This is a genomic window from Colwellia sp. RE-S-Sl-9 (genome assembly GCF_048296855.1).
GTDB lineage: Bacteria > Pseudomonadota > Gammaproteobacteria > Enterobacterales > Alteromonadaceae > Pseudocolwellia.
Genome location: NZ_CP182631.1, coordinates 1780236 through 1801957 on the forward strand (window position 1 = coordinate 1780236; position 21722 = coordinate 1801957).

Consider the following 21722-nt stretch of genomic DNA (forward strand, 5'->3'; position numbering starts at 1 on the left):
GTCATAGTAGCCCCCAGCTATCCTTTGTTATCCCCGTTACCATTCAAGATACGTATTTCAAAATATCTTGATTAGTAACGGGTATAGAAACCACCTTATAAAATTATTTGAATGATAAAAAAACTATTTGGAAATAAAAAAGCTTCCTCTCAGGTCTCTTCTAACATGACTACTAAACAAGTTAGATACGAAGCACTCGTTAAAGCTCTTCATGCCGATATATATCGTTATGCATACTGGTTATGTCACGAAAAACAAGTCGCAGAAGACCTAGTGCAAGAAACCTTTTTACGTGCTTGGCGCGCTTTAGATTCGTTAAAAGATGAAAAAGCAGCTAAGTCTTGGCTGATCACTATTTTAAGACGTGAAAACGCTCGTCGTTTCGAACGAAAACGTTTCGATATGAGTGAATACGAAGAAGCCACGATAACAGATACCCAATCGATTAGTTCTGAGCAAGATATTGAAAATCATTGGTTACGTGAAAAGATTGGCTCACTTCCAGAAGAATACAGAGAACCTCTAGTTTTACAGGTGATAGGTGGTTTTAGCGGAGAAGAAATTGCAGGCCTTCTATCTTTAAACAAGAACACAGTAATGACACGCTTATTCAGAGCAAGAAATCAGCTGAAAGAAGCATTAGAAAAAGAACCAGAAGTACGAGGTACATACAATGGATGATTTGCAGTTTAGACGAAATATATACGCAGATCCTCAATGCGCAGACGAAGATATTATTAACGCAAAAGCGTCAGATCCTAGTAAACAAAAATTTGCTAGAGAAATAGAGCTATTGGATCAACAAATATTAAACGCACTTAAAGTGCCTGTTCCTGATGATATGGCGCAAAAACTTATTTTACGCCAAGCGCTCGATAGTCATCAGCAGCAAAAAAGAAAAAAAGAATTCATTTAGCTTTAGCGGCATCAGTAGCGTTTGCTATGGGATTAACCATTAACTTCATGCAATTTTCAAACGCTTATACAAATATGGGTGACTATGCGTTTGCACATACAGCTCATGAAGCTGAATATTTTTCGAATAATGACGAAGCCACAGTTACCCTAGCCTCATTAAACAAGAAAATGGCTTCGTTTCATGGTAATTTTTCAGACAAACTAGGTAACTTGATTTTTGCGGATTACTGTCGCTTTGATGGGATGAAAAGCTTACATTTAGTCTATAAAGGTGAAAACTCACCAGTTAACGTTTTTATTATCCCTAAAAGTGAGCATTTAGCCTTTATTAATAGTTTTTCTAATCAACAGCTAAACGGGAAGTCTCTACAGTTTAAAGAGGCTGATATTATTGTTGTAGGCGATAAAACCGAGTCATTACAAAAATGGCAGGAAAATATAAAATCGAATGTAACTTGGTCAATCTAATTTTTTGATTATTAGTTATAAAAAAGGTCAACAGCCCCTAGTCTCTCAATATTGATGTTTTTGTGTATAACAAGGCGAATTTAGGCATAAAAATATCTTGTTGAGTAACTTTGCTTATCCCGAGCTGAGGTTAATTATACAATTGAGTAAGCTATTATTAATAATATGACTTTTAAACAAAAAAAGTAAAAAAATTAATGAAATAAGTTACTAATTCAAATATATTCTTATTACTCGTTAAAATCTCTAAGTAAATCACTTTTTTACTTATTTTTTAATCTTCCTAGGCAAAATTTTGGATCTCAGTGTATAGTTTCTCTGTAGAGGAAAATTTTTCAGAGTAATTAGGACTAATAAATAGAATACTAGGAGTAATATGTATTTTTACGCGGCTAGACAGCCCATTTTGGATCTAAACAAAAAATTATATGCTTACGAATTACTTTTTCGAGATAGCATTGATAATGTTTTTCCTGATGTTGATGGTGATGAAGCAACCAGTAAAATGGTTGAAGCTAGCAAGTTCAATATGGGTATATCTGAATTCACTTCAAACAAACCAGCCTTTATTAATTTTACACTTGAAACATTAAGTAAGGGTTATCCTGAAATGTTAACTACTGATGAAGTAGTTGTTGAAATTTTAGAAACAATAAAACCAGGAAAACGCTTATTAGCCTTATGTAAAGATCTATACGAAAAAGGATATACACTCGCACTTGACGATTATCAACATCAAGCTGTTTGGGCGCACTTTTATCCTTATATAAAAATAATCAAAATAGATTGGCAAATATCCACTGTTGATGAAATTAAAGAAGTTATTAGCGCAATAGAAAAATTCCCTCATATAAAGTTACTGGCTGAAAAAGTAGAAACATATGAAGAATATAACCAAGCCGTAGAGTTAGGCTGTGAATTATTTCAAGGGTTCTTTTTTGCAAAACCTGAAATGATAAAAACAAAAACATTATCACCTTCACAAATGGCAATGGCAGAGCTCCTTTACGAAACATCAAAACCTGATTTAGATTTAGTCAATATTACCTCTGTTTTTGAGCGTGACGTAACACTGTCTTATAAACTCTTACGCTATGCTAACTCAGCTATTTTTAGAAGAAGAGCTGAAATATCTACCATTAAACAAGCTTTAGTAACCCTTGGATTAGTGGAGTTAAAACGATTTATAGGGTTAATGTTTACCGCAAACGTAAATCCAGATAAACCTTCTGAGTTAATTAATTCAGCGATGGCACGAGCTAAGTTTTGTGAACTTGCCGCTGAGAATATAAAACATAATTTAGACAGTTCAATAGCTTTCTTAACAGGTTTACTTTCATTGATAGATGCAATACTTGATGAAGACATTGAAAGTGTTTTAGCCAAGCTACCACTAGCCCAAGAAATTAAAGATACATTACTAACAAAGCAAGGCGATATGGCCCAATTAATTCAATTGGTTGAATTTATAGAACATGCTCAATGGGATGAATCTGCAGCCACAATGGAAAAGCTAGGATTAACAAAAGATCAAACGGTGGAATATTACAACCAAGCACTCTCTTGGGCTGATGAGCAAAGTTTATTGGCTAGTTAATATTAAAATCAAAGCATAAAATTATAAAAAAGGGCTCGTTAATTCATATTAACGAGCCCTTTTTTAATAGCTTAAAAATATCAAAGTCAATTTACTAAAAACTAACGGCAACTTATTGTTAAAGCATTTGTCTTAACGGGTTCAATCCTTATATTAGCTAAACCTAACGATACTTTACCTTGAGGCATTAACTTAAATGGAACCACTAAATCGCCCATTTTCATACCAGCTTTACTAAAGCAAGCTAAATCAATTGATACGGTTTCCCATGTATTCGGCGTTAATTGATTTAATGCCTCATTAATATCCATAGACGCACCACAGCTGCCCTCACCTTCGCACTCCATAGACAAAGCTAACCCTTGCGTAATTTTACCTGTAGTTCTCACCATAAATTTAAGTGCAGAACCTTGAGCTAAATCAGGTCGAAAATCTTCCCTGAAGCTACTTTTACTCGCAATCATAATACCTGCCTGTAGCGTTCCATCTAATTCAATTTGCATCGCATCTTCTTGAACAATACGATCTATCGTTCGGTATTTTAATCCCTCTAACGTATGTGAATTTGCATTCACTTCAACTTGCTTATTACCAGACAATAACCACAACAACCAAGGTTTGTGCATTGTTCCGGTGTATATTCCTCGAGTAATCGTTTCTGAAGTGTTCCACTCAAACGTTTCATTTAAATGATCAGCTAACACATTTTTATCGCCGTAGCTCAAACCAAAGCCATAGGGTAGTAACGGATCATAAATAGCATCATGCCTATTAACGGCTGTTTGATTAGGTAATTTAGGCCAAGAAAATGAAAGCTTCCCAGTAAAGTCATATTGAATATTATCGTCTGTTGACTTTAATATAACATCAGCAACCCCTTGCCCTTCTGAGCCCGGTAACCAAATAGCGACAAAAGCGTCTGAGGCGTTTATTTCTGCATTTACCCACATAGGTCTGCCACTAATAAATAACGCAACAACAGGTATTCCCTTTGATTGAAATGACTTCAGTAAGGCTAAGTCTTGTTTTTCACCTAACTGAAACTCAAGATTTGCTCTATCTCCATGGCCTTCTGCATAAGGATCTTCTCCAAAAACAACAACTGCAACATCGGGTTTTTGTGAATATTGCCCATCAATACTTAATGTAGTTGTGCCCCCCGCTGCTTTTACTTGCTCTGCAATTCCTTGATAAATAGAAGTTCCGCCTGGGAACTCAGCATTGGTATTTTGTGTACCTTGCCAAGTTACCGTCCAACCACCTGATTGTTTGGTAATATTATTGGCTCCGTCTCCTGCCACTAAAATATGTTGCTTAGGAGAAAGGGGTAAAATATTATTTTTATTTTTTAACAACACTAAAGACTGACGCACAGCATCTCGAGCTACCGCTCTATGCTCTTTCGCACCTATTAACTCTGTTTTTCCAGACAATGCTCTATTAGCTGGGCTAGGTTTATCAAATAAGCCTGCTCTTAATTTAACGCGTAAAATACGGCTAACCGCATCGTCAACACGAGAAACTAGAATTTCACCTGCTTTAACTTGAGCAATCGTATTTTCAAGCAAAGGCTTCCATGCAGAAGTAGGTACCATAAATATATCTAACCCTGCATTTACAGCTTGAGCACAACTTTCATTTGAGCAACCTTTGACTTGTCCGTGGCCATTCCAGTCACCCACAACAAAGCCGTCGAAGCCCATTTTTTCTTTTAAAACATCATTCAATAAATACTTGCTGCCATGATTTTTTTCACCGTGCCAACTATTAAAAGAAGCCATCACAGACTGAGACCCAGCAGATAATCCCCCCATATAACCTTGCGCGTGAAGTTTGAAAAGATCTTCTTCTGAATCAATATTATCACCTTGATCATCTCCGCCAACGGTTCCGCCATCACCTAAAAAATGTTTAACGGTACTAATAACCCGATTATCTCCTAGAAAGTCTTTATCCGCATGGCCTTGCAAACCTTTAACGATAGACGCAGCATATGTTTTCACTATGTCAGGATCTTCAGAATAACCTTCGTAAGTTCTTCCCCAACGATCATCACGTACTACAGCAACTGTTGGTGCAAACACCCAATCAATGCCCGTTACCATAACTTCTTTAGCTGTGATTGCAGCAATTTTTTCGATTAAATCAGGGTTATTAGCAGCACCTAAACCAATATTATGTGGAAACAAAGTAGCGCCAATAACATTGTTATGGCCGTGTACAGCATCAGTCCCCCACATGGTTGGAATATTAATACCATCTAAACTGTCATCTACTGACGCTTGATACATATCCTCTGCAAGCTTTATCCAATCATTTGGTGTTGAATGTTTGTTACCATTTGGGAAAGAGCCGCCGCCATTTAAATACGAACCAAAGCCATATTTACGCATATCGTCAACGGTAATATCTCTAATTTCAGGTTGTATCATCTGAGCAACTTTTTGCTCTAACGTCATACTATCCACTAAAGCTTTTACTTTACGCTCTAATTCAGGATCGGTTTTCACTTCGTATGCTAATTTTGGCCAAAGCTGATTGTTATTCTGTTCAAGCGCACCTTTAATCTGCTTTGATGATTGCTCTTCAATTTTGTTATGTTCAACGCTATTACACCCCTGAATAAGGAATAATAAGGTAAAACTTAACGCTAATGTTGAATTATATTTTTTCATAAAGAAACCCAGAATATTTAGAAAATATTATTGTGTTTATTCGCCTATTTATATAAATAGACGAACAAGCGCCATATAAATATTTTCTTTAAAAAACAGTTATTAATCGTTATAAATAAAAAGAAAAATAAAGACTTACTTCAAACTCAAACAAATAGTAAATAATTTGTAGATAGCGTATTAAATAAAACTTATTGACCTTTTAGGTATAAAACACTAACCTAAATGTAAGCGCTTTCATAGTGGTATTTTAAATAATAGCAATTTTGATAAATCGTTAAAATATTGAATCACTAATATTCAATAAAAATTACAGAACTAAATTCTTCTACTATTTCTTGGACGTAAAATGAGAAAACTATCTTTACCCGTAAATTCTAAAATGCTTACACCTTCGTTTACCTTTGGTGTAGCAACAGCTTCATTTCAAATAGAAGGAGGTATCGATTCAAGATTGCCCTGTATTTGGGACACATTCTGTGCAACCCCAAATAAAGTAGCTGACGGCTCTAATGGTGCAACCGCTTGCGATCATTATAATTTATGGGAAGATGATTTAGATTTAATTGAATCTTTAGGTGTAGATGCATACCGATTTTCAATTTCTTGGCCCAGAGTTATGCATAAAAATGGGGAATTAAATCAAGAAGGTGTTAATTATTACCTGAATATTTTAGAACGCTTAAAGCAAAAAAACATCAAAGCGTTTGTAACGCTATATCATTGGGATTTACCGCAACACCTTGAAGATAATGGCGGTTGGCTAAACCGTGAAACAGCTTTCGAATTTGCTGACTATACAGATAAAATAACACAAGCTATCGGCCATAAGGTTCACTCTTTTGCGACCCTAAACGAACCCTTTTGTAGTGCCTATTTAGGCTATGAAATTGGCGTACATGCCCCGGGTAAAATGGGGCAAGGGAACGGAAGAAAAGCAGCACATCATTTATTATTAGGCCATGGTTTAGCTATGGAAAAACTCAACAAAAACTGCCCTCATGCTCTTAACGGCATTGTACTTAATTTTACGCCTTGCTATCCCGCTAGCGAAAAAGAAGAAGATATTAAAGTGACTCAGTTCGCTGACGACTACTTTAATCAATGGTACGCAAAGCCAATATTTGATGGTGAATATCCGGAAATATTACACGAATTACCTGAAGAAAATCGTCCAGAAATATTAGCCGGAGACATGGAGATAATTTCTCATCCAATTGATTTCTTGGGTATTAATTTTTATACGCGTGCTATATACAAAGCTGACGACACTGAACATTTTATTCAATTAGCTCCACCATCACCTAGAACTGATATTGGTTGGGAAGTATATCCACAAGCACTCAACAAACTACTTACATCACTTAATGAAACCTATAAACTGCCACCTGTTTACATCACCGAAAACGGTGCTGCTATGGCTGATATAATGGAAAACGGCCAAGTAAATGATTTTGATAGAGTTAACTATTACCAACAACATTTAACCGTGGTAGATCAAGCAATTAAAAATGGTATCACCATTGACGGTTATTTTGCTTGGAGTTTAATGGATAATTTTGAATGGGCAGAAGGTTACTTAAAACGCTTTGGTATTGTTCATGTTGACTATGAAACACAAAAAAGAACCATTAAAGCTAGCGGACATGCCTTTAAATATTTGATATCTAATAGATAGTTAAAAAGTTAAATTATTATCCGTAATCAGATACGATGAAGTTAATATTCATCGTTTACCATAAACTAACAATAATAAGATAATCAATATGACCAAACTGCCATTCTATGAAAAAGTCGGTTACGCCATGGGAGATGCTGCTGCTAATTTAGTGTGGCGTGGAGCGTTAGCTTACTTAGCCGTATTTTATACCGACACGTTTGGAATCACCGCCGCCGCCGCCGCCATGCTATTTTTAGTGGTTAGATTATCTGACGGAGTTACGGATATTGTAATGGGCATGATCGCCGACAGAACAAACACGCGTTGGGGTAAATTTAGACCTTGGATTTTATGGTCTACTCCCGTTCTTGGCTTATTTATGGTGCTATGTTTTACCACACCGAACTTTAGCGATAATGGCAAACTAGTTTATGCCTACTTTACCTACATAGGTTTAACCTTAGCTTACACATTAAACAACGTGCCCTACTCTGCCTTGATGGGTGTGATGACAGACAGCGATACAGAAAGAACAAGCTTATCGGGCTTCAGATTTGCTGGAGCATTTTTAGGAGGCCTTTTAGTGATGGGATTTCTGCCTGATTTAGTCGCTTACTTTGGTAATGGCAACGATGCTCAAGGCTATCAATATACTATGTACGTATTTGCATCGTTACTTATTGCTTTAATGGTGATTACATTTGCAACAACAAAAGAGCGCGTAGAAGCTCCGGTTGATCCAAACTCTAATTTAAAAACAGAGCTTTGGGATTTAACCAAAAACCTACCTTTTATTATTTTACCCTTATTATCAATGACCTTATTTTTTTACTATCGCGAAATATACAGCGGTATATTCTTCGTTGTTGTAATGACAGCTATGGCTATTTTTATCAAAAAACTCGTCAAAAACACACCTGAAAACATGACAGGAACTCAGCGCGACATGGTTGATTTGTTAACCAACAAACCTTGGTTAATTCTTCTTGGTATGGGATTCTTAACTATGATGTTTAATGGCATAAAATACGGTGTAATCGCCTACTATTTTAAATACCATGTAGGTGACGAACTTATGGCAGGTCAGTACTTTGTTGCTTTGCTTATTGTTTCTATTTTAGGTGCTTTAGCCACAGAACACTTATCTAAATGGCTGGGTAAAAAGAAGGTATTTATTATCTCACTCATACTGAGCGGCCTTTTAACAGGCGCTTTTTATTGGGTACCACAAGGCAATGTTACCGCTATTTTTGTTTTAGGTTGTTCCGCTGAATTTTTCGCCGCTATGATGCCAACGTTATTTTTTACTATGCTAGGTGATTCAGCCGATTACTCTGAATGGAAAAACAAAAGAAGAGCCACTGGATTAATTTATTCCGCGGGTACTTTTGTACAAAAAACAGGTGGTGGTTTTGCCGGAGCGTTAGTATTAGTTGTACTGGCGAGTTACGGCTATAACGGTATGGATGCATCAACAATTGATCAGTCTTTACCTGGCATGCAATTATTAATGAGTTGGATCCCCGCCAGTTTTGCTTTTATTGCTGCAGGACTTATGGTTTTATATCCATTAACAAGTCAGCAAAATGCATTAATTGGTTCTGATCTAATGCAACGTAGAGTAGAAAACTAAAGAGATAAACTTTTTAGTCTACTGACCTCTTTAAGAAGAATCATGATAAAATATAAAAATTAATTTATAACCTATTTTTAACATGTCACCTAACGTAAAATAGACACTTAAATAACATTATTGTATAAAAATAGTTTACCCCGAACAGGGGTTAATAATAACAATGGATAATCATGGCAACTATTTACCAAGTTTCTGAACTTGCAGGTGTATCATTAGCAACCGTATCTCGTGTTTTAAATAAAAATACCCGCGTTAGTGATAAAACACGTGAGAAAGTTGAGAATGCCATGAATGAATTAGGCTATCGACCTAACTCTATCGCTCAATCTCTTGCATCCAATCGCTCAAACAGCGTTGGTATCCTTGTCGCTGAACTGCACGGCCCTATTTTTGGTCATATGATGGCAGGGGTAGAATCTGAATTAAGAGCTGCAGGTAAACACGTTATTATTACCACCGGTCACAGTGAAGAAGAAAAAGAAAAAGACGGTATAGAATTTTTACTCAGTAGAAATTGCGATGCACTTGTTTTGCATGTTGAGGCTGTTTCAGATGAGTTCTTAATCGAATTAAGTAAAGGTAAAGTACCTGTTTATTTAATGAGCCGTTACGTAAATGAACTAAAAGATCACTGCATTAGTATAGATAACCGCTTAGGTGGTTATTTAGCAACTCAAGCCGTTTTAGCGCAAGGTCACACCGAGATTGCGTACATTACAGGTCACCAATATAAAGCCGACTCTGTTAATCGTCTTATTGGCCATAAAAAAGCATTAGCTGAAAAAAATATAACTTTTGATGAAAACCTATTTTTTGTGGGCGACTACAAAGAAACAGGCGGAAGCGCAGGATTAAAACACTTTATTGATAATAAACGATCATTTTCAGCTTTAGTTTGCGCCAACGATGAAATGGCATCAGGTGCCATGAAATATGCACGAGAGCATGGTTATGAACTCCCTGAAGACTTATCAATAATGGGCTTTGATAATGTTATTTTTGCTAACTATTTATATCCTAAATTAACCACCATTGATAATCCCGTAAACGAGATGGGAAAGATGGCGGCTAAGTTAGTCCTTAAAACCGTGTATAACCAGAAAAATATTGAGATTCAAAATATCTTTGAACCTAAAGTTATTATGCGTAAGTCTGTTATTAAATATAAATAACACTCATTAAAGTGATGTATCCCCCTTCAGTGCACGGCATCTGAGCAGTTCATTGTCAAAAATATATTTTTATCAAGCCTTATTCAATTTAACCTGACTCCTACATGAATGTAACGCATGACGTTGAACGCAAGATCTGTTATTGCGACCAATCACAATAACCAATTGATCATTTATCTTATCTCACAGGATGTTTTAGCTTACATGGAGGCTTCCCATTTACACCTACATAAGCTCGATAAAACGAAGAATAATCCCCAAAGCCTACATCTAATGCAGCATTCAACAGCGATAAATTTGGTTTAGATCTAATAGCGGCTTCAATCGCATTGAGCCGTAATTGAGTCCTATAAGCCGTCATTGTTACCCCTACTTCACGCTTAAACACTTGACCTAAATGAGTATTACTCGCCCCAGCTTGATCCGCTACTTGTGCAATAGTTAATGTTAGATCATTTCGCATTAGCCTTAATGCTCTTGCAACTGCAGGGTGTGCAGTTAAAGTTGTAGTATGCTGAGCTTGCTTCCAATGCTGATGCATACGATACAACCACCAACCTAGCCCAATATTTAGTGCATCCGCATCATGAGTATTAATTAATATATCCGACAAAGATACCAATTCATCTAAAGCTACTTCAGATAAACGTCGTGGTATATGAGAAGAGTCTCCATATTCCTCTGGGTGTAAGGGAGGAGACATTAATAACGATGGTGAAATTGCTGCAACAATCATATCAGCGTCATCATCCTCTTTTACCAAAAAATGTGCATCTGCCGCCCGCGCTAAAAGCAAAGTACCTCGACCTAAAACAATCAATTCACCATTGATAAAATACTGTATCTGCCCAGTCAGACCAATAAAAATATTTAATTCTGGAATACGTCTAGGGGCAGGATCAAATAATCGTCTAGTGCTACGTCGCCATATACGACCTCGCTCATCAGGTGCTAAGAGAGGAATTAATGGAGGCGGATTATTAATCAACAGATATTCCTTATATAGAAAAACGCAATGATATACATGTAAAACGCAAATAATACGGGGTTATTCTCTGATATTGTACACTTAAAAGCAATATAACCAATATAACTAAACAAAACCAAATTTAAGGAAAACTAAAATGTCAGATATCGCCACTCAGTTTGCCGAAAATGGCTTTTACCATGCTAAAGGTTTATTCAACGCAGCTGAAGTTAGTGTACTTGAGAAAGATTTTGAACAAATTGTTACACAACTAAATAACAGTAATGAAAACATCGACGCTACATGGAACGGAACAGAAACCAGACGTATAGCGTCTAAAAACGATACCATCTTGCATACTCATAATGTACAAAAGTATTCACGCAACTGGCTCGATGCATTCTTACACTCAAAATTCTTACATGTCGCTGAGCAAATATTAGGAAATGATATTATATTGCATCACTCTAAGCTGTTTCAAAAACCATCTGAAAATGGTTCTCCTTTCCCAATGCATCAAGACTGGTCATATTTCCCTACAGTCAAAGACACCATGATCGCAGGCATTATACATGTGAGCAATGCTACTGATGAGATGGGTTGCTTAAGAGTTTATCCTGGCTCCCATAAACTGGGAAGGATCGAAGGATCGAATGGCCGTCAGCCTAATAAGATTCTGGATCAATATCCTATTAAAAATGCTCAAGTGATTGAAGCCGAACCTGGTGACGTCGTTTTTTTCCACTACTTCACATTACATGGCTCCATGCCCAATCGCTCGAATAAAGTACGTAAAACTGTTCTTTGTCAACTTTATAATGGAGCTGATCATGTTGAACCAGAGAACAACCACCCCAACGAACGACTGGTGCTGCAAGGATGGAACCATCATATTTCTCGAGATGAAGCAGGCTACAAACTGTAAAGCAACTTCATAAAAACTCTTTAATTTTTCGTTGAAGATAGTGCTATTTTAATCAAAATTACCAGAGCCAGTTGACCTTTACGGTATGTTTTTACAACCGCTAGTTTGGCCTTTATACCAAGCTAGCATTACCTTACAGGTTTGTTTAAACAAAATTCATACCCAAAAGTTCAAAAACCTCTAGCATCTAACTTATATTGATTGCGATAGGGTTATCTTCAACATTTAAGCTTTCAAGTGATTAATAATGTCAACAATAAAAAATGCTATTACCCCTCCACATAACCTTACATCTGAATCAATAATTAACCCACACGGTATGATAGTTGGTGAAGGCAAATTTAAATATCGAATAAACACCAATTGGGGAAAACTTGATCCAGCAAAAATACCTGTGGAAAATTGTCACGACATCACCCTAGATTCAAAAGACCGAGTTATTATGGTGACTGATAATATTCAAAACAATTTTATTATTTACAACAAAAATGGAGAGTTACTCGAGCATTTTGGTACCGAATTCCCTGGCGCGCATGCCATAAAAATTGTTCACGAAAATTCTGAAGATTTTATGTATATTGTTGATAGCGGCTGGAAGTTAAATAGAAACTGGGATGGAGTAACAACTGGCAAGCCTGACTCCCCTTACAACAAAGTTATTGGCCAATCAGGCTTCATTGCCAAATTAAATATGCAAGGCGATATAATATTCACTATTGGTCACCCGCAAACTATTGGAATATATACACCAGACATGCCGTTTAAGCCAACTGATATAGCAATAGCCCCTAATGGGGACATATATATTACTGACGGATACGGCTCCGATTACCTTATACAATACGATAGTCAGGGGCGATATATTCACCATTGGGGTGGTCACGATAATACAGATACTCACTTAAACTTATCAAATACACATGGAATCAATATCGATTTACGAAATCCATTAGATCCCCACCTAGTGGTTAGCTCTAGAGCTGAACGAGCATTAAAATTATTTTCATTAAATGGTGAATATCGTAAAACTATTTCTGTACCAGGAGCATGGATTGGAGGTCCTGTTTTCAAAGGTGAATATTTTTATGCCCCCGTTTGTTGGTCTGATGTTGACGGTAAAAAAACTGATAATTCAGGGTTTATTTCTATTTTTGATAAAAATAATCAAGTAATAGCTAATATTGGTGGTGAAAAGCCAATATATATAAACGGCGAACTACAGCCAATGAAAAGCACCAAGGATATATTTCATCATTGCCATGGAGTGTGTGTAGATGATGATGGAAACTTATATGTTAGTCAGTGGAAGGCAAATCATACATATCCGATTAAACTAGAAAAAATATAATTCATAATGATTTAACCTGAACTCGCTTAATAAATGCTTCTCTAGCAGCTATTTTTTATATTTCAATTTGTTAAGCATCTCTTAAACCGAGTTCAGGTTAATTAAATGCTGTTGATCTTTACAATAAAAAAGTAAACAACATTTGGGGCAGTTATGATGATTTAACATAACGCTCCCAAATGTGAGATTTATATTAACAGTAGATAACTAGAAATTACTGCCTAGGCTCAACCATAATAACTCTAAAGTCATTCACATTGGTATGTGTTGGGCCTGTAATAATTAAATCATTCAGCGCTTCAAAAAAATGAAAACTATCATTCTTCATTAAATAATACTCAAGCGACAACCCTTTCTCTTGTGCTCGTTCTAACGTAGCTTCATCAATAAAAGCACCAGCAACATCTTTATTTCCGTCAACGCCGTCTGTATCACACGCTAACGCTGATATTCCTTTAGCACCCTTTAATTCTTTAGCTAACGCAAGCATGTATTGTTGATTAGGTCCGCCATCCCCAGATTCTTTATCTAAAGTAACCGTAAGCTCTCCACCTGAAAAAAACAATGTGGGTTCATTCAACGTTTGCGCTTCTAAAGCGATTTTTGCATGTTCTGCGGCGACTTTATTCGCATCACCCACTTCATCATAATTAAGAACTTTAATTTTCCATTTCGACAAATCAACACTCGCAATCGCTTTATCAATAGACTGTCGAGCATTAGCCATAATAGTAAAATTTTTAATAAGCTCTGGAGATATTGACTGATCAGAAATGCTTTCTTTAGCGGGTTCAGCAAGCAGCGCCTTTTCGACTGAAGCAATAGGCTCCCAATGGTATTTCCTTAATACACTAAGAGCTTGTTCACCTGTAGTAGAATCTTTGACCGTAGGACCCGAAGCTATAGTTGCAGGATCATCGCCTACTACGTCAGAAATAATTAAGGTATAAAACTCGCCTTTAATGGCTTGAGCTAGCTTGCCACCTTTTATTTGAGACAGTTGTTTGCGCACACAATTAATTTCGTCAATAGAAGCTCCAGAGCCTAATAAAAACTTATTTAATTGCATTTTTTCTGCAAAACTAACACCTTCAATAGGTAATGAAAGTAAAGCAGAACCTCCGCCTGAAATTAAAAAAACGACTGGTACATCTTTAGGTACGCTCTGAGCTAAAGCTAAAATTTCTTTACCTGCGTTAATACTCCCTTCATCAGGAATAGGATGACCTGCCGTTAATATTTTAATACGACCAATACTTGAGTTATTGGTATAGCCATGGCGAGTAACAACCGTTCCATAACATTTTTCTCCAAAGAACTCGTGCATAGTATTAGCCATATCCACAGCGGCTTTTCCTGCTCCTATTACACATAAACCGTTACTGGCATCTATATTTTCAAGATGTTTTGGCATACATACCGACGGTAGACTTTCGTTTACTGCGATTTCAAATAAATTTTGTAAGAATTTTTTAGTTTTCATTGTATTACACACATAAAATAAAAAACAAAGGACCTTTCGATCCTCTGTTAAAAGCTAACTAAATAACAGCGGGATTGATAAACAAATAGCGATCATCACAAAAAAGTAAGCCACTAAAATAACGATATCTTTTTTTGTTAAAATAGCAGGAGTATCAGCTAAAGAAGTTAATGATGGGTTATAAGCCATACGCTCTGTTTTATTAAAAAGTAAAATTCCATATGCAACAACACAAGTCACAATTAACCCAACCAAGTTCCACCAAAACCAAAACAATTCAGGCACGCATAACCAGAGGAAAATATTAAATGCTACCCCCGAAAGAAGTCCAATATTAATCTGTAAAGCACATAAACGTTTATCAAAAACAGCCAATAAGAAAATGGCTAAAATAGGTCCATAAAAAACAGAGCCCACTTTATTTATAGCTTCAATCACGGTTGCGGCGATATCACCTGCATACAGAGAAAGTGTTAAAGTAACCACTCCCCATATAATCGACGTATATTTCGCGTATTTCATATACGTTTCATCGTCAGGCTTCTTACCAGAAATACGACAATAATCCTCTACCGTAACCGCTGATAATGAATTAATAGTTGAACTTAATGACGACATTGCCGCAGCTAAAATAGCCACAATTAAAATACCTATCATGCCATGAGGAAGATAGTTAATAATAAACACAGGCATCATCATATCGCTTTTATCTTGCGGTATTAACTCAGCAAAACTTGCATCAGTTAAAGCTAACGTACCAATAATTAAGCCTGAAAAACAATAAAGTAAAGTAACAGGAAAGCGTAAAAAGCCATTCGCCATCATCATTTTTTTAAGTTGGCTGGGATCTTTTGCCGAAAGTGCACGTTGGGTTTGAGTTTGGTCACAACCGTAATAAGAGGCATACAAAACGATACCGCCGAATACCATAGGTAAAAAACCAAAGCCATCACCTTCCACACCATAGGATGAGAAATTAATCGCCTGTAAACGAGATTGATCTACGTTTTCCAATAAACTACTAATACCACCGAGATGACTTAAGCCAAAATAGATACAAGCAACCGTACCTAATACGATAATAATCATTTGAATCGCATCACCATATACAACGGCTTTCATTCCACCCTGAAGTGAATATAACAGAGTGATAACACCTACCAATACAATAGACTGCCATAATGTTATGCCCATAGTAGCAATAAGAATAAGTGACACAGCATAAATCATGATACCGGTAGAAAAAGCACGGCTAAATTGAAAAACAAAACTGATAACCAATCGGGAAGAACGCCCAAACCGTTGCTCTAGATAGTCGTAAATACTAACAACCCCCGAACGATACAAAACGGGTAATACAGTAGATAAAACCAAAATCATAGCTAGTGGAACAGCTAATTCGTAAGACAACCACTGCATTCCACCACCTTCTCGAAGTCCAACAAACGCAGGTGCAGATACAAAACTAATCGCCGAAAGTTGTGTTGCCATTACTGACAACGTTAGAGGCTTCCAGCCTAGTGTTCTACCACCTAAGAAATAATCAGATTTAGTTGATTGTCCCCTAAGTTTGAATCCCATATAAACAAGTAGGAAAAGATAAACAGCAATAATGCCATAATCAAGAATATTCATTGAAGTAACAGCCTTAGCCCAAATTTAGTGATTTAAGCAAGAATAAAATATAGTTATATGCTTTTACGCTGTGTAAATTACATCGGGTATTTTTTACATAACGTATAACTTTATGAAAAAGGCAATACTTTTATTGGTATTGCCTTTTATTGGTATAACTTAATATTGATTAAAAGTCATATCTTGCTGTAATACTAACTCTACGAGGTAACACAGGACGGCCAACGAAGAATTCACCACCATTTACTTGACTATTACCTTGTCGTGGAGACCCTTCAGAAATACCTTCACTATCAAATAAATTCCAAACCCCTAAACCTAAACGGATTTGTTGTTCATTCATAAGCTCCCATGTATAACCTAATTCTAGTGTTGAAATAGTATGACTGTCTAATACAACACTATTACTGTCGTTAGCAAAAGCTTCGCCAAAATAGCTAAATGCTATACGAGCATCAACTGCGCCGTTATTATATGCAAAGCCAATATTACCTGATAAATCTGGCTGTCTACTTGGTTCTTTACCGTCGTTATTTCCTTCTGCAAATTGAGCATCTTGATAAGTTAAGTTACCATCAATAATAAACTCATCAGAAATATTCCATCGAGCAATAACTTCAACACCCGTTGTTTCAGTTGATAGCGTTGTTACTGTTTCAACAATCTCACCATTAAGGCCATTTTCAAACGTAACGCCACGTCGATTATCTAAATTCGCCATAAATATTGATGCATCAATATATAAATCATCAGGAAAATACTTAATACCTAAAGTTGCTAAGGTAATATCTTCACCCTCGTAACTTTGCGGCTCACCATTTTCATTAAATTGAATACTTCTTAATTGCGGGAAGAAATACCCTTTTGAAGCATTACCATAAAGGTTAATGTCATCATCTAATTTATATAAAGCGGCTACTGAAAATGCAGCTTCTGTAGTACTAACTTCACCGTATAAAAACTGCCCATTACCAGTAGTATTAACTTGTAAATTTGGTGCTAAACTTGGGTCATCATTTACAACAACACTTGTACTGCCTTCTGATTTTTGAGTTCCTTCAGAACGTTCAATCCTCATACCCACGTCAAACGCCCAATCATCATTTTCCATTTGATCGGTAATATATAATGCAGTACGGGTATTAGTAAGTTGCTTATTGGTATAACCAATTCCTGGCCCAACAACACCATTTTTAGAATATTGAACTACATTTCCTGCACCATCTGTAAATGATAGATCAACTAAACGAGCATTTTTACCATCACTAAAATCAGCTAAATAACTTGAAGTTATATTATAATCCATTTGTTCAGCATGAATAAAAAACGTACCTATATTTAACGTATGCTCAAACCCACCGCCTTCTAAAGTACCAGTAAGGTTAAATTCAGTACTGAAAAAACTACCATCACGTTGGCGATCTAATAACCTATTACCAAATAATAACGTATCATTAGGTACAGCTTTGCCTGTTTCAGACCATGTATAGCTAGGTGTACCATATAAATCTGTTAAAGATTGTTTAGTACCATCACCATTCACATCAAAACCATGAGCTGCATTATCGGCATAACCTGCTAACGGCTCTGGAGAATTAGCAATACCATCACCATCTAAAAAGAGGTTAAATTGATGGTCATAATCAGCTCCTTTTGCTTTAGCATTTAATGTCCAGCTATCATTTAAGTCTTTTTCAAACTCAATAGCAATTGAGCCACCAATTGTAGAAACACCATTTCTAATAGGTGATTCATAAGTACCATCTGCTGTTGGATAAGATAACTCAGCAGCAGAAACTGTTTGACCTACATAAACGGTACCACCATCATTACCTGTTAACCTTTCTCTGCTCTCTCCATCAAGAGGTAATGGTAAGAAAAACTGTACTTGATCATCGATCATTTGACCTGATATTTTGAAAAAACCATCATCAAATTCTTTAAGAATGTTACCGCGTAATTGATAACCTTTGGTAGGTAAGCCTGAATCTAATGGCCCTTCGTCGTATCTATAATATCCAGACATAGCATAATATAGATTATCTTGGCTTGATAATGGTCCGCTAGTATAAAAATCGGTTCTTAAACGACCATCTTCTGCAATTTCTACTTGAACGGTACTTTCTGGATCATCTGATCCCGTTTTAGAAATATAGTTAATAATACCAACTACAGAGCCAGGTCCAAATAAGTTAGAGACACCACCGCCAACAAATTCAACACGTTCGATACCTATATCTGCACGATAATAAACATCTTGTGCTGAAGATGTTAGTCCAGACTGAAATGTTGGCATACCATCAAAATTTAAAGGTGTAAATTGAAATTGCCCGCCAGAAGGTAAGCCTCGAACAAAAGCGTTAGTTGCAACTTCACCACCACCGCCTTCAACTTTTATTCCCGGAACACTCATTAGCATATCAGCTTGGCTACTAAAACCTTTACGAGCCATATCTTCATTACTAAACCATGTAGTTTTTGCTGGAGTATCAGCTTCAGTACGCTGTACGCTTGAACCTGTTACAAGAATAACTTCAGTATTTTCTGCTGCTTTTTTCTTGTCTGCAGACACTTCTTCTGCAGCCCACGTAAATGTAGATGATGTAGCTAAAGCAACCATAATAACTTTAGATAATATATTTAATTTCATTTCTTACTTCCCCGTATAACATGTTGATATTTAATTGTTTTAAAATTCATGTCCAGTTATTAATAAACAAAATGTTTGCAGTTAACTCAATTTAATATAGTTCATTTCACGATAAATTCTATCTTAGATTTTAGTTAACCTATTTTTTGCTTGTTTACTAATTACTCACTACAGTAAAACATATAGTTTTTTTCATTTCAACCCAAAATAGGTTTTATTTATCTTGATATCGAGTTCGATTTAATGATTTAATACCCATAACGAGTTATTTATATTTAGAGAGAGTATAAAAATGACAGATAAAAATGCATTAATAGAGCAAGCAAAAAATATTTTAAAACGGAACGATGTAGACGGTTACACAGTGCCTACACATGACTTATATCCCTTTCAGTGGAATTGGGATGCCGCTATTACCGCCTTAGGATGGATGAAATTTGATGAAAGCCGTGCATGGCTAGAAATAGAAATGCTATTAAAAGGTCAATGGGATAATGGCATGGTGCCACATATTATTTTTCATAAGCCTGTAGATACCTATTTCCCAGGACCAGATGTTTGGGGGGTTAAAAATGAGATCCCAACAACGGCAATATCACAACCTCCTGTACTTGTTAGTATAGTTAAAATTATGGTTGAGCAAGCAACTGACAAAGCCCTAGCTGAAAGCAAGTTAGCTGAAATGTTACCTAAACTTATTGCCTATCATCAATGGTGGTACAACGACCGAGATCCCGAAAACACAGGCCTTGTTGTGAGCTATCATCCATGGGAATCGGGTATGGATAACAGCCCAGCTTGGGATGAAAGTTTAGCTGCCGTACCTCCGGTAAACTATACCTATAAACGTAAAGATCTCGATCATGTTGATTCAGACGAACGACCTCATGCAGAACAGTATGACCGCTACCTTTACCTTGTTGATTTTTTCAAAGAATCAAACTTTGACAGTGAAATCATTTATAAAAATTGTCCATATAAAGTCAATGACTTAGGTATCATTACAATACTACACAAAGCCACTAAAGATCTTATTTCTCTTTGTAAAAAATCAAACTCAAACGAGCAAGAAGTGACTTGGTTTAATGAGCAATTGGCATTAACAGAAAAAGGGATTAATACCCTTTGGAGCAATGAACATAACAGCTTCTTGAATAAAGATGTTATCACTCAAAAATTATCTCCTGTGTTAACCACCGGAACCATGCTCGTTATTTATGCTGAACTTGCTTCAACCGAACAAATGAATGTTCTGAAGCCTTTATTAAATGACTGGTTAAACGAAACTAAATATTGTATGTCTTCAACCTATGCTAAATGTGAAGCGTTTGAGCCACAAAGATATTGGCGCGGTCCAGTATGGTTACATATTAACTGGATGATCGCATTAGGCGCTGACAGCTATGGCTTAACCGAAGAAAGCGCACAATTAAAAGCAGAATCAGAAGAGCTATTAGTAGAGTTTGGTTACTTCGAATATTTCAATAGTAAAACAGGTGTAGGCTGTGGCGGTGACGATTTTTCGTGGACTGCAGCAATCGCATTACATTGGTTTTTATAAAGTATAAAGAGAGATAGACTAATGAAATCAGTCATTTGTTTTGGTGAAGCCCTTATCGATTTTTTAAATACTAATCGATTTGAAGAAAAGCCTTTATGGTTAAATGAGTTTCGACAATACCCCGGCGGCGCGCCAGCAAATGTTGCTGTAGCCATAGCAAGGTTAGGTGGAACATCTTTATTTGCAGGACAAGTAGGTAAAGACAGTTTCGGTGATTTTTTAGAGCAAGCACTTACTTGTTATCAAGTAGACACTCGATTAATGAGCCGTCACCCCACTGCAAAAACAGCACTTGCGTTTGTTACACTCGATGAAGAAGGTGATAGAAGTTTTACCTTTTTCAGAGAAGCTACAGCTGACTTATTGTTTAAACCTTCTCAAGTAGATGAAAACTGGTTTACTCACTCTTCTATCTTTCATTTTTGTAGTAATACGTTAACCAATGCAGATATTACCGAAACCACACAATTTGCAGTAACTATGGCGAAAACAAAAGGACTAACCATTAGTTTCGATGTTAATTTACGCCATAATTTATGGCTAAATGAATCGGTAAACATTGAACGTGTTAATGCCTTAGCTGAACAGGCTCATGTATTAAAATACTCAAAAGACGAATTAGATTTCCTCGCCCAAGGAAAGCAAAAAGCTTATATCAACAAATTAATCACCCAAGGTGTAATGCTGGTGCTTGTAACTGATGGCCCTGATACCATTCATTACTATAGTAGTACTTGTGCTGGAACGGTTAATCCACCATGTGTAAATGCTGTAGATACTACCGCAGGTGGGGATGCCTTTATTGGCGGCTTTTTATTTGGTTTAAACAAAATTAGCCAAACAAGCTCAACTAAACAACATCTAACTTCAGTAAACTCAATCATTCCTTTAATCAACTTTGCAGCAGCTTGTGGTGCGCATGCCGTTACTAAACCCGGCGCATTCCCAGCACTCCCAATATTTGATGATGTATCTTCAAGTTGGCAATTAAACTCATTCGATAATAAATCGTAAATAAAAAGGCCGA

At 36.4% G+C, this 21722-nt stretch carries 14 protein-coding genes and 1 pseudogene; 10 read left to right on the forward strand and 5 right to left on the reverse strand.

The window, feature by feature from the left end:
• Positions 1 to 165 precede the first annotated feature (165 nt).
• From ACM9HF_RS07685 to ACM9HF_RS07695, 3 genes and pseudogenes are all read left to right on the forward strand, one after another.
• A complete protein-coding gene (locus ACM9HF_RS07685) occupies positions 166 to 681 on the forward strand; it encodes a sigma-70 family RNA polymerase sigma factor (protein WP_473616812.1) in 516 nt (171 codons plus the stop codon).
• Positions 674 to 1386 (forward strand): annotated as a pseudogene (locus ACM9HF_RS07690) (DUF3379 family protein). Before ACM9HF_RS07685 ends, ACM9HF_RS07690 begins: the two are co-directional and overlap by 8 nt.
• 376 nt (positions 1387 to 1762) lie before the next feature.
• Entirely contained in the window at positions 1763 to 2983 is a 1221-nt protein-coding gene (locus ACM9HF_RS07695; RefSeq protein ID WP_473616815.1) for an EAL and HDOD domain-containing protein, read from the forward strand.
• 101 nt (positions 2984 to 3084) lie between these two features.
• Here ACM9HF_RS07695 and ACM9HF_RS07700 read toward each other — a convergent pair whose 3' ends face one another.
• Positions 3085 to 5658, reverse strand: coding sequence for a glycoside hydrolase family 3 protein (locus ACM9HF_RS07700; RefSeq protein ID WP_473616819.1), 2574 nt, complete (start codon positions 5656 to 5658; stop codon positions 3085 to 3087).
• A gap of 349 nt (positions 5659 to 6007) precedes the next feature.
• Here ACM9HF_RS07700 and ACM9HF_RS07705 point away from each other — a divergent pair, with 349 nt between their 5' ends.
• The 3 genes from ACM9HF_RS07705 to ACM9HF_RS07715 all read left to right on the forward strand — a co-directional run bounded on the left by ACM9HF_RS07705 (position 6008) and on the right by ACM9HF_RS07715 (position 10126).
• The gene (locus tag ACM9HF_RS07705; protein ID WP_473616822.1) at positions 6008 to 7336 is read left to right on the forward strand and encodes a GH1 family beta-glucosidase; all 1329 of its coding nucleotides are present in this window, start codon (positions 6008 to 6010) and stop codon (positions 7334 to 7336) included.
• 88 nt (positions 7337 to 7424) lie between these two features.
• Positions 7425 to 8951 carry an MFS transporter gene (locus ACM9HF_RS07710; protein ID WP_473616826.1) on the forward strand — a complete coding sequence of 509 codons (1527 nt, stop codon included), beginning with the start codon at positions 7425 to 7427 and terminating at the stop codon, positions 8949 to 8951.
• Between the two features lie 173 nt (positions 8952 to 9124).
• Entirely contained in the window at positions 9125 to 10126 is a 1002-nt protein-coding gene (locus ACM9HF_RS07715) for a LacI family DNA-binding transcriptional regulator (RefSeq protein WP_473616829.1), read from the forward strand.
• Positions 10127 to 10304: 178 nt separating this feature from the next.
• Here ACM9HF_RS07715 and ACM9HF_RS07720 read toward each other — a convergent pair whose 3' ends face one another.
• Positions 10305 to 11114: a helix-turn-helix domain-containing protein gene (locus tag ACM9HF_RS07720; RefSeq protein WP_473616832.1), complete on the reverse strand. Its 810-nt coding sequence runs from the start codon at positions 11112 to 11114 to the stop codon at positions 10305 to 10307.
• Positions 11115 to 11250: 136 nt separating this feature from the next.
• Here ACM9HF_RS07720 and ACM9HF_RS07725 point away from each other — a divergent pair, with 136 nt between their 5' ends.
• Together ACM9HF_RS07725 and ACM9HF_RS07730 are read left to right on the forward strand one after the other, a co-directional pair.
• Positions 11251 to 12018: a phytanoyl-CoA dioxygenase family protein gene (locus ACM9HF_RS07725; protein ID WP_473616835.1), complete on the forward strand. Its 768-nt coding sequence runs from the start codon at positions 11251 to 11253 to the stop codon at positions 12016 to 12018.
• 247 nt (positions 12019 to 12265) lie between these two features.
• Complete coding sequence (locus ACM9HF_RS07730; protein ID WP_473616839.1) at positions 12266 to 13366, forward strand: NHL repeat-containing protein; 1101 nt, start codon at positions 12266 to 12268, stop codon at positions 13364 to 13366.
• 214 nt (positions 13367 to 13580) lie between these two features.
• On the opposite strand, the gene ACM9HF_RS07735 is transcribed toward ACM9HF_RS07730, so the two are convergent.
• From ACM9HF_RS07735 to ACM9HF_RS07745, 3 genes are all read right to left on the reverse strand, one after another.
• Complete coding sequence (locus ACM9HF_RS07735; protein ID WP_473616842.1) at positions 13581 to 14849, reverse strand: glycerate kinase type-2 family protein; 1269 nt, start codon at positions 14847 to 14849, stop codon at positions 13581 to 13583.
• Between the two features lie 54 nt (positions 14850 to 14903).
• Positions 14904 to 16484, reverse strand: a complete 1581-nt coding sequence (locus tag ACM9HF_RS07740) for a sodium:solute symporter family protein (protein WP_473616845.1) — start codon at positions 16482 to 16484, stop codon at positions 14904 to 14906.
• 169 nt (positions 16485 to 16653) lie between these two features.
• The gene (locus ACM9HF_RS07745) at positions 16654 to 19134 is read right to left on the reverse strand and encodes a TonB-dependent receptor domain-containing protein (RefSeq protein ID WP_473616848.1); all 2481 of its coding nucleotides are present in this window, start codon (positions 19132 to 19134) and stop codon (positions 16654 to 16656) included.
• Positions 19135 to 19426: 292 nt separating this feature from the next.
• Between ACM9HF_RS07745 and ACM9HF_RS07750 the strand changes: the two genes are divergently transcribed.
• The gene (locus ACM9HF_RS07750) at positions 19427 to 20695 is read left to right on the forward strand and encodes an MGH1-like glycoside hydrolase domain-containing protein (RefSeq protein ID WP_473616851.1); all 1269 of its coding nucleotides are present in this window, start codon (positions 19427 to 19429) and stop codon (positions 20693 to 20695) included.
• Positions 20696 to 20716: 21 nt separating this feature from the next.
• Positions 20717 to 21709 (forward strand): carbohydrate kinase family protein, encoded by a 993-nt coding sequence (locus tag ACM9HF_RS07755; RefSeq protein ID WP_473616854.1) that lies wholly within the window; start codon positions 20717 to 20719, stop codon positions 21707 to 21709.
• The last annotated feature ends 13 nt before the right edge of the window (positions 21710 to 21722 follow it).

Excerpts from the sequence above, each read along its gene's own strand:
- ACM9HF_RS07685 (WP_473616812.1), top strand. The coding sequence starts at position 166 with ATGACTACTAAACAAGTTAGATACGAAGCACTCGTTAAAGCTCTTCAT.
- ACM9HF_RS07695 (WP_473616815.1), top strand. The coding sequence starts at position 1,763 with ATGTATTTTTACGCGGCTAGACAGCCCATTTTGGATCTAAACAAAAAA.
- ACM9HF_RS07700 (WP_473616819.1), bottom strand. The coding sequence starts at position 5,658 with ATGAAAAAATATAATTCAACATTAGCGTTAAGTTTTACCTTATTATTC.
- ACM9HF_RS07705 (WP_473616822.1), top strand. The coding sequence starts at position 6,008 with ATGAGAAAACTATCTTTACCCGTAAATTCTAAAATGCTTACACCTTCG.
- ACM9HF_RS07710 (WP_473616826.1), top strand. The coding sequence starts at position 7,425 with ATGACCAAACTGCCATTCTATGAAAAAGTCGGTTACGCCATGGGAGAT.
- ACM9HF_RS07715 (WP_473616829.1), top strand. The coding sequence starts at position 9,125 with ATGGCAACTATTTACCAAGTTTCTGAACTTGCAGGTGTATCATTAGCA.
- ACM9HF_RS07725 (WP_473616835.1), top strand. The coding sequence starts at position 11,251 with ATGTCAGATATCGCCACTCAGTTTGCCGAAAATGGCTTTTACCATGCT.
- ACM9HF_RS07730 (WP_473616839.1), top strand. The coding sequence starts at position 12,266 with ATGTCAACAATAAAAAATGCTATTACCCCTCCACATAACCTTACATCT.
- ACM9HF_RS07735 (WP_473616842.1), bottom strand. The coding sequence starts at position 14,849 with ATGAAAACTAAAAAATTCTTACAAAATTTATTTGAAATCGCAGTAAAC.
- ACM9HF_RS07740 (WP_473616845.1), bottom strand. The coding sequence starts at position 16,484 with ATGAATATTCTTGATTATGGCATTATTGCTGTTTATCTTTTCCTACTT.
- ACM9HF_RS07745 (WP_473616848.1), bottom strand. The coding sequence starts at position 19,134 with ATGAAATTAAATATATTATCTAAAGTTATTATGGTTGCTTTAGCTACA.
- ACM9HF_RS07750 (WP_473616851.1), top strand. The coding sequence starts at position 19,427 with ATGACAGATAAAAATGCATTAATAGAGCAAGCAAAAAATATTTTAAAA.
- ACM9HF_RS07755 (WP_473616854.1), top strand. The coding sequence starts at position 20,717 with ATGAAATCAGTCATTTGTTTTGGTGAAGCCCTTATCGATTTTTTAAAT.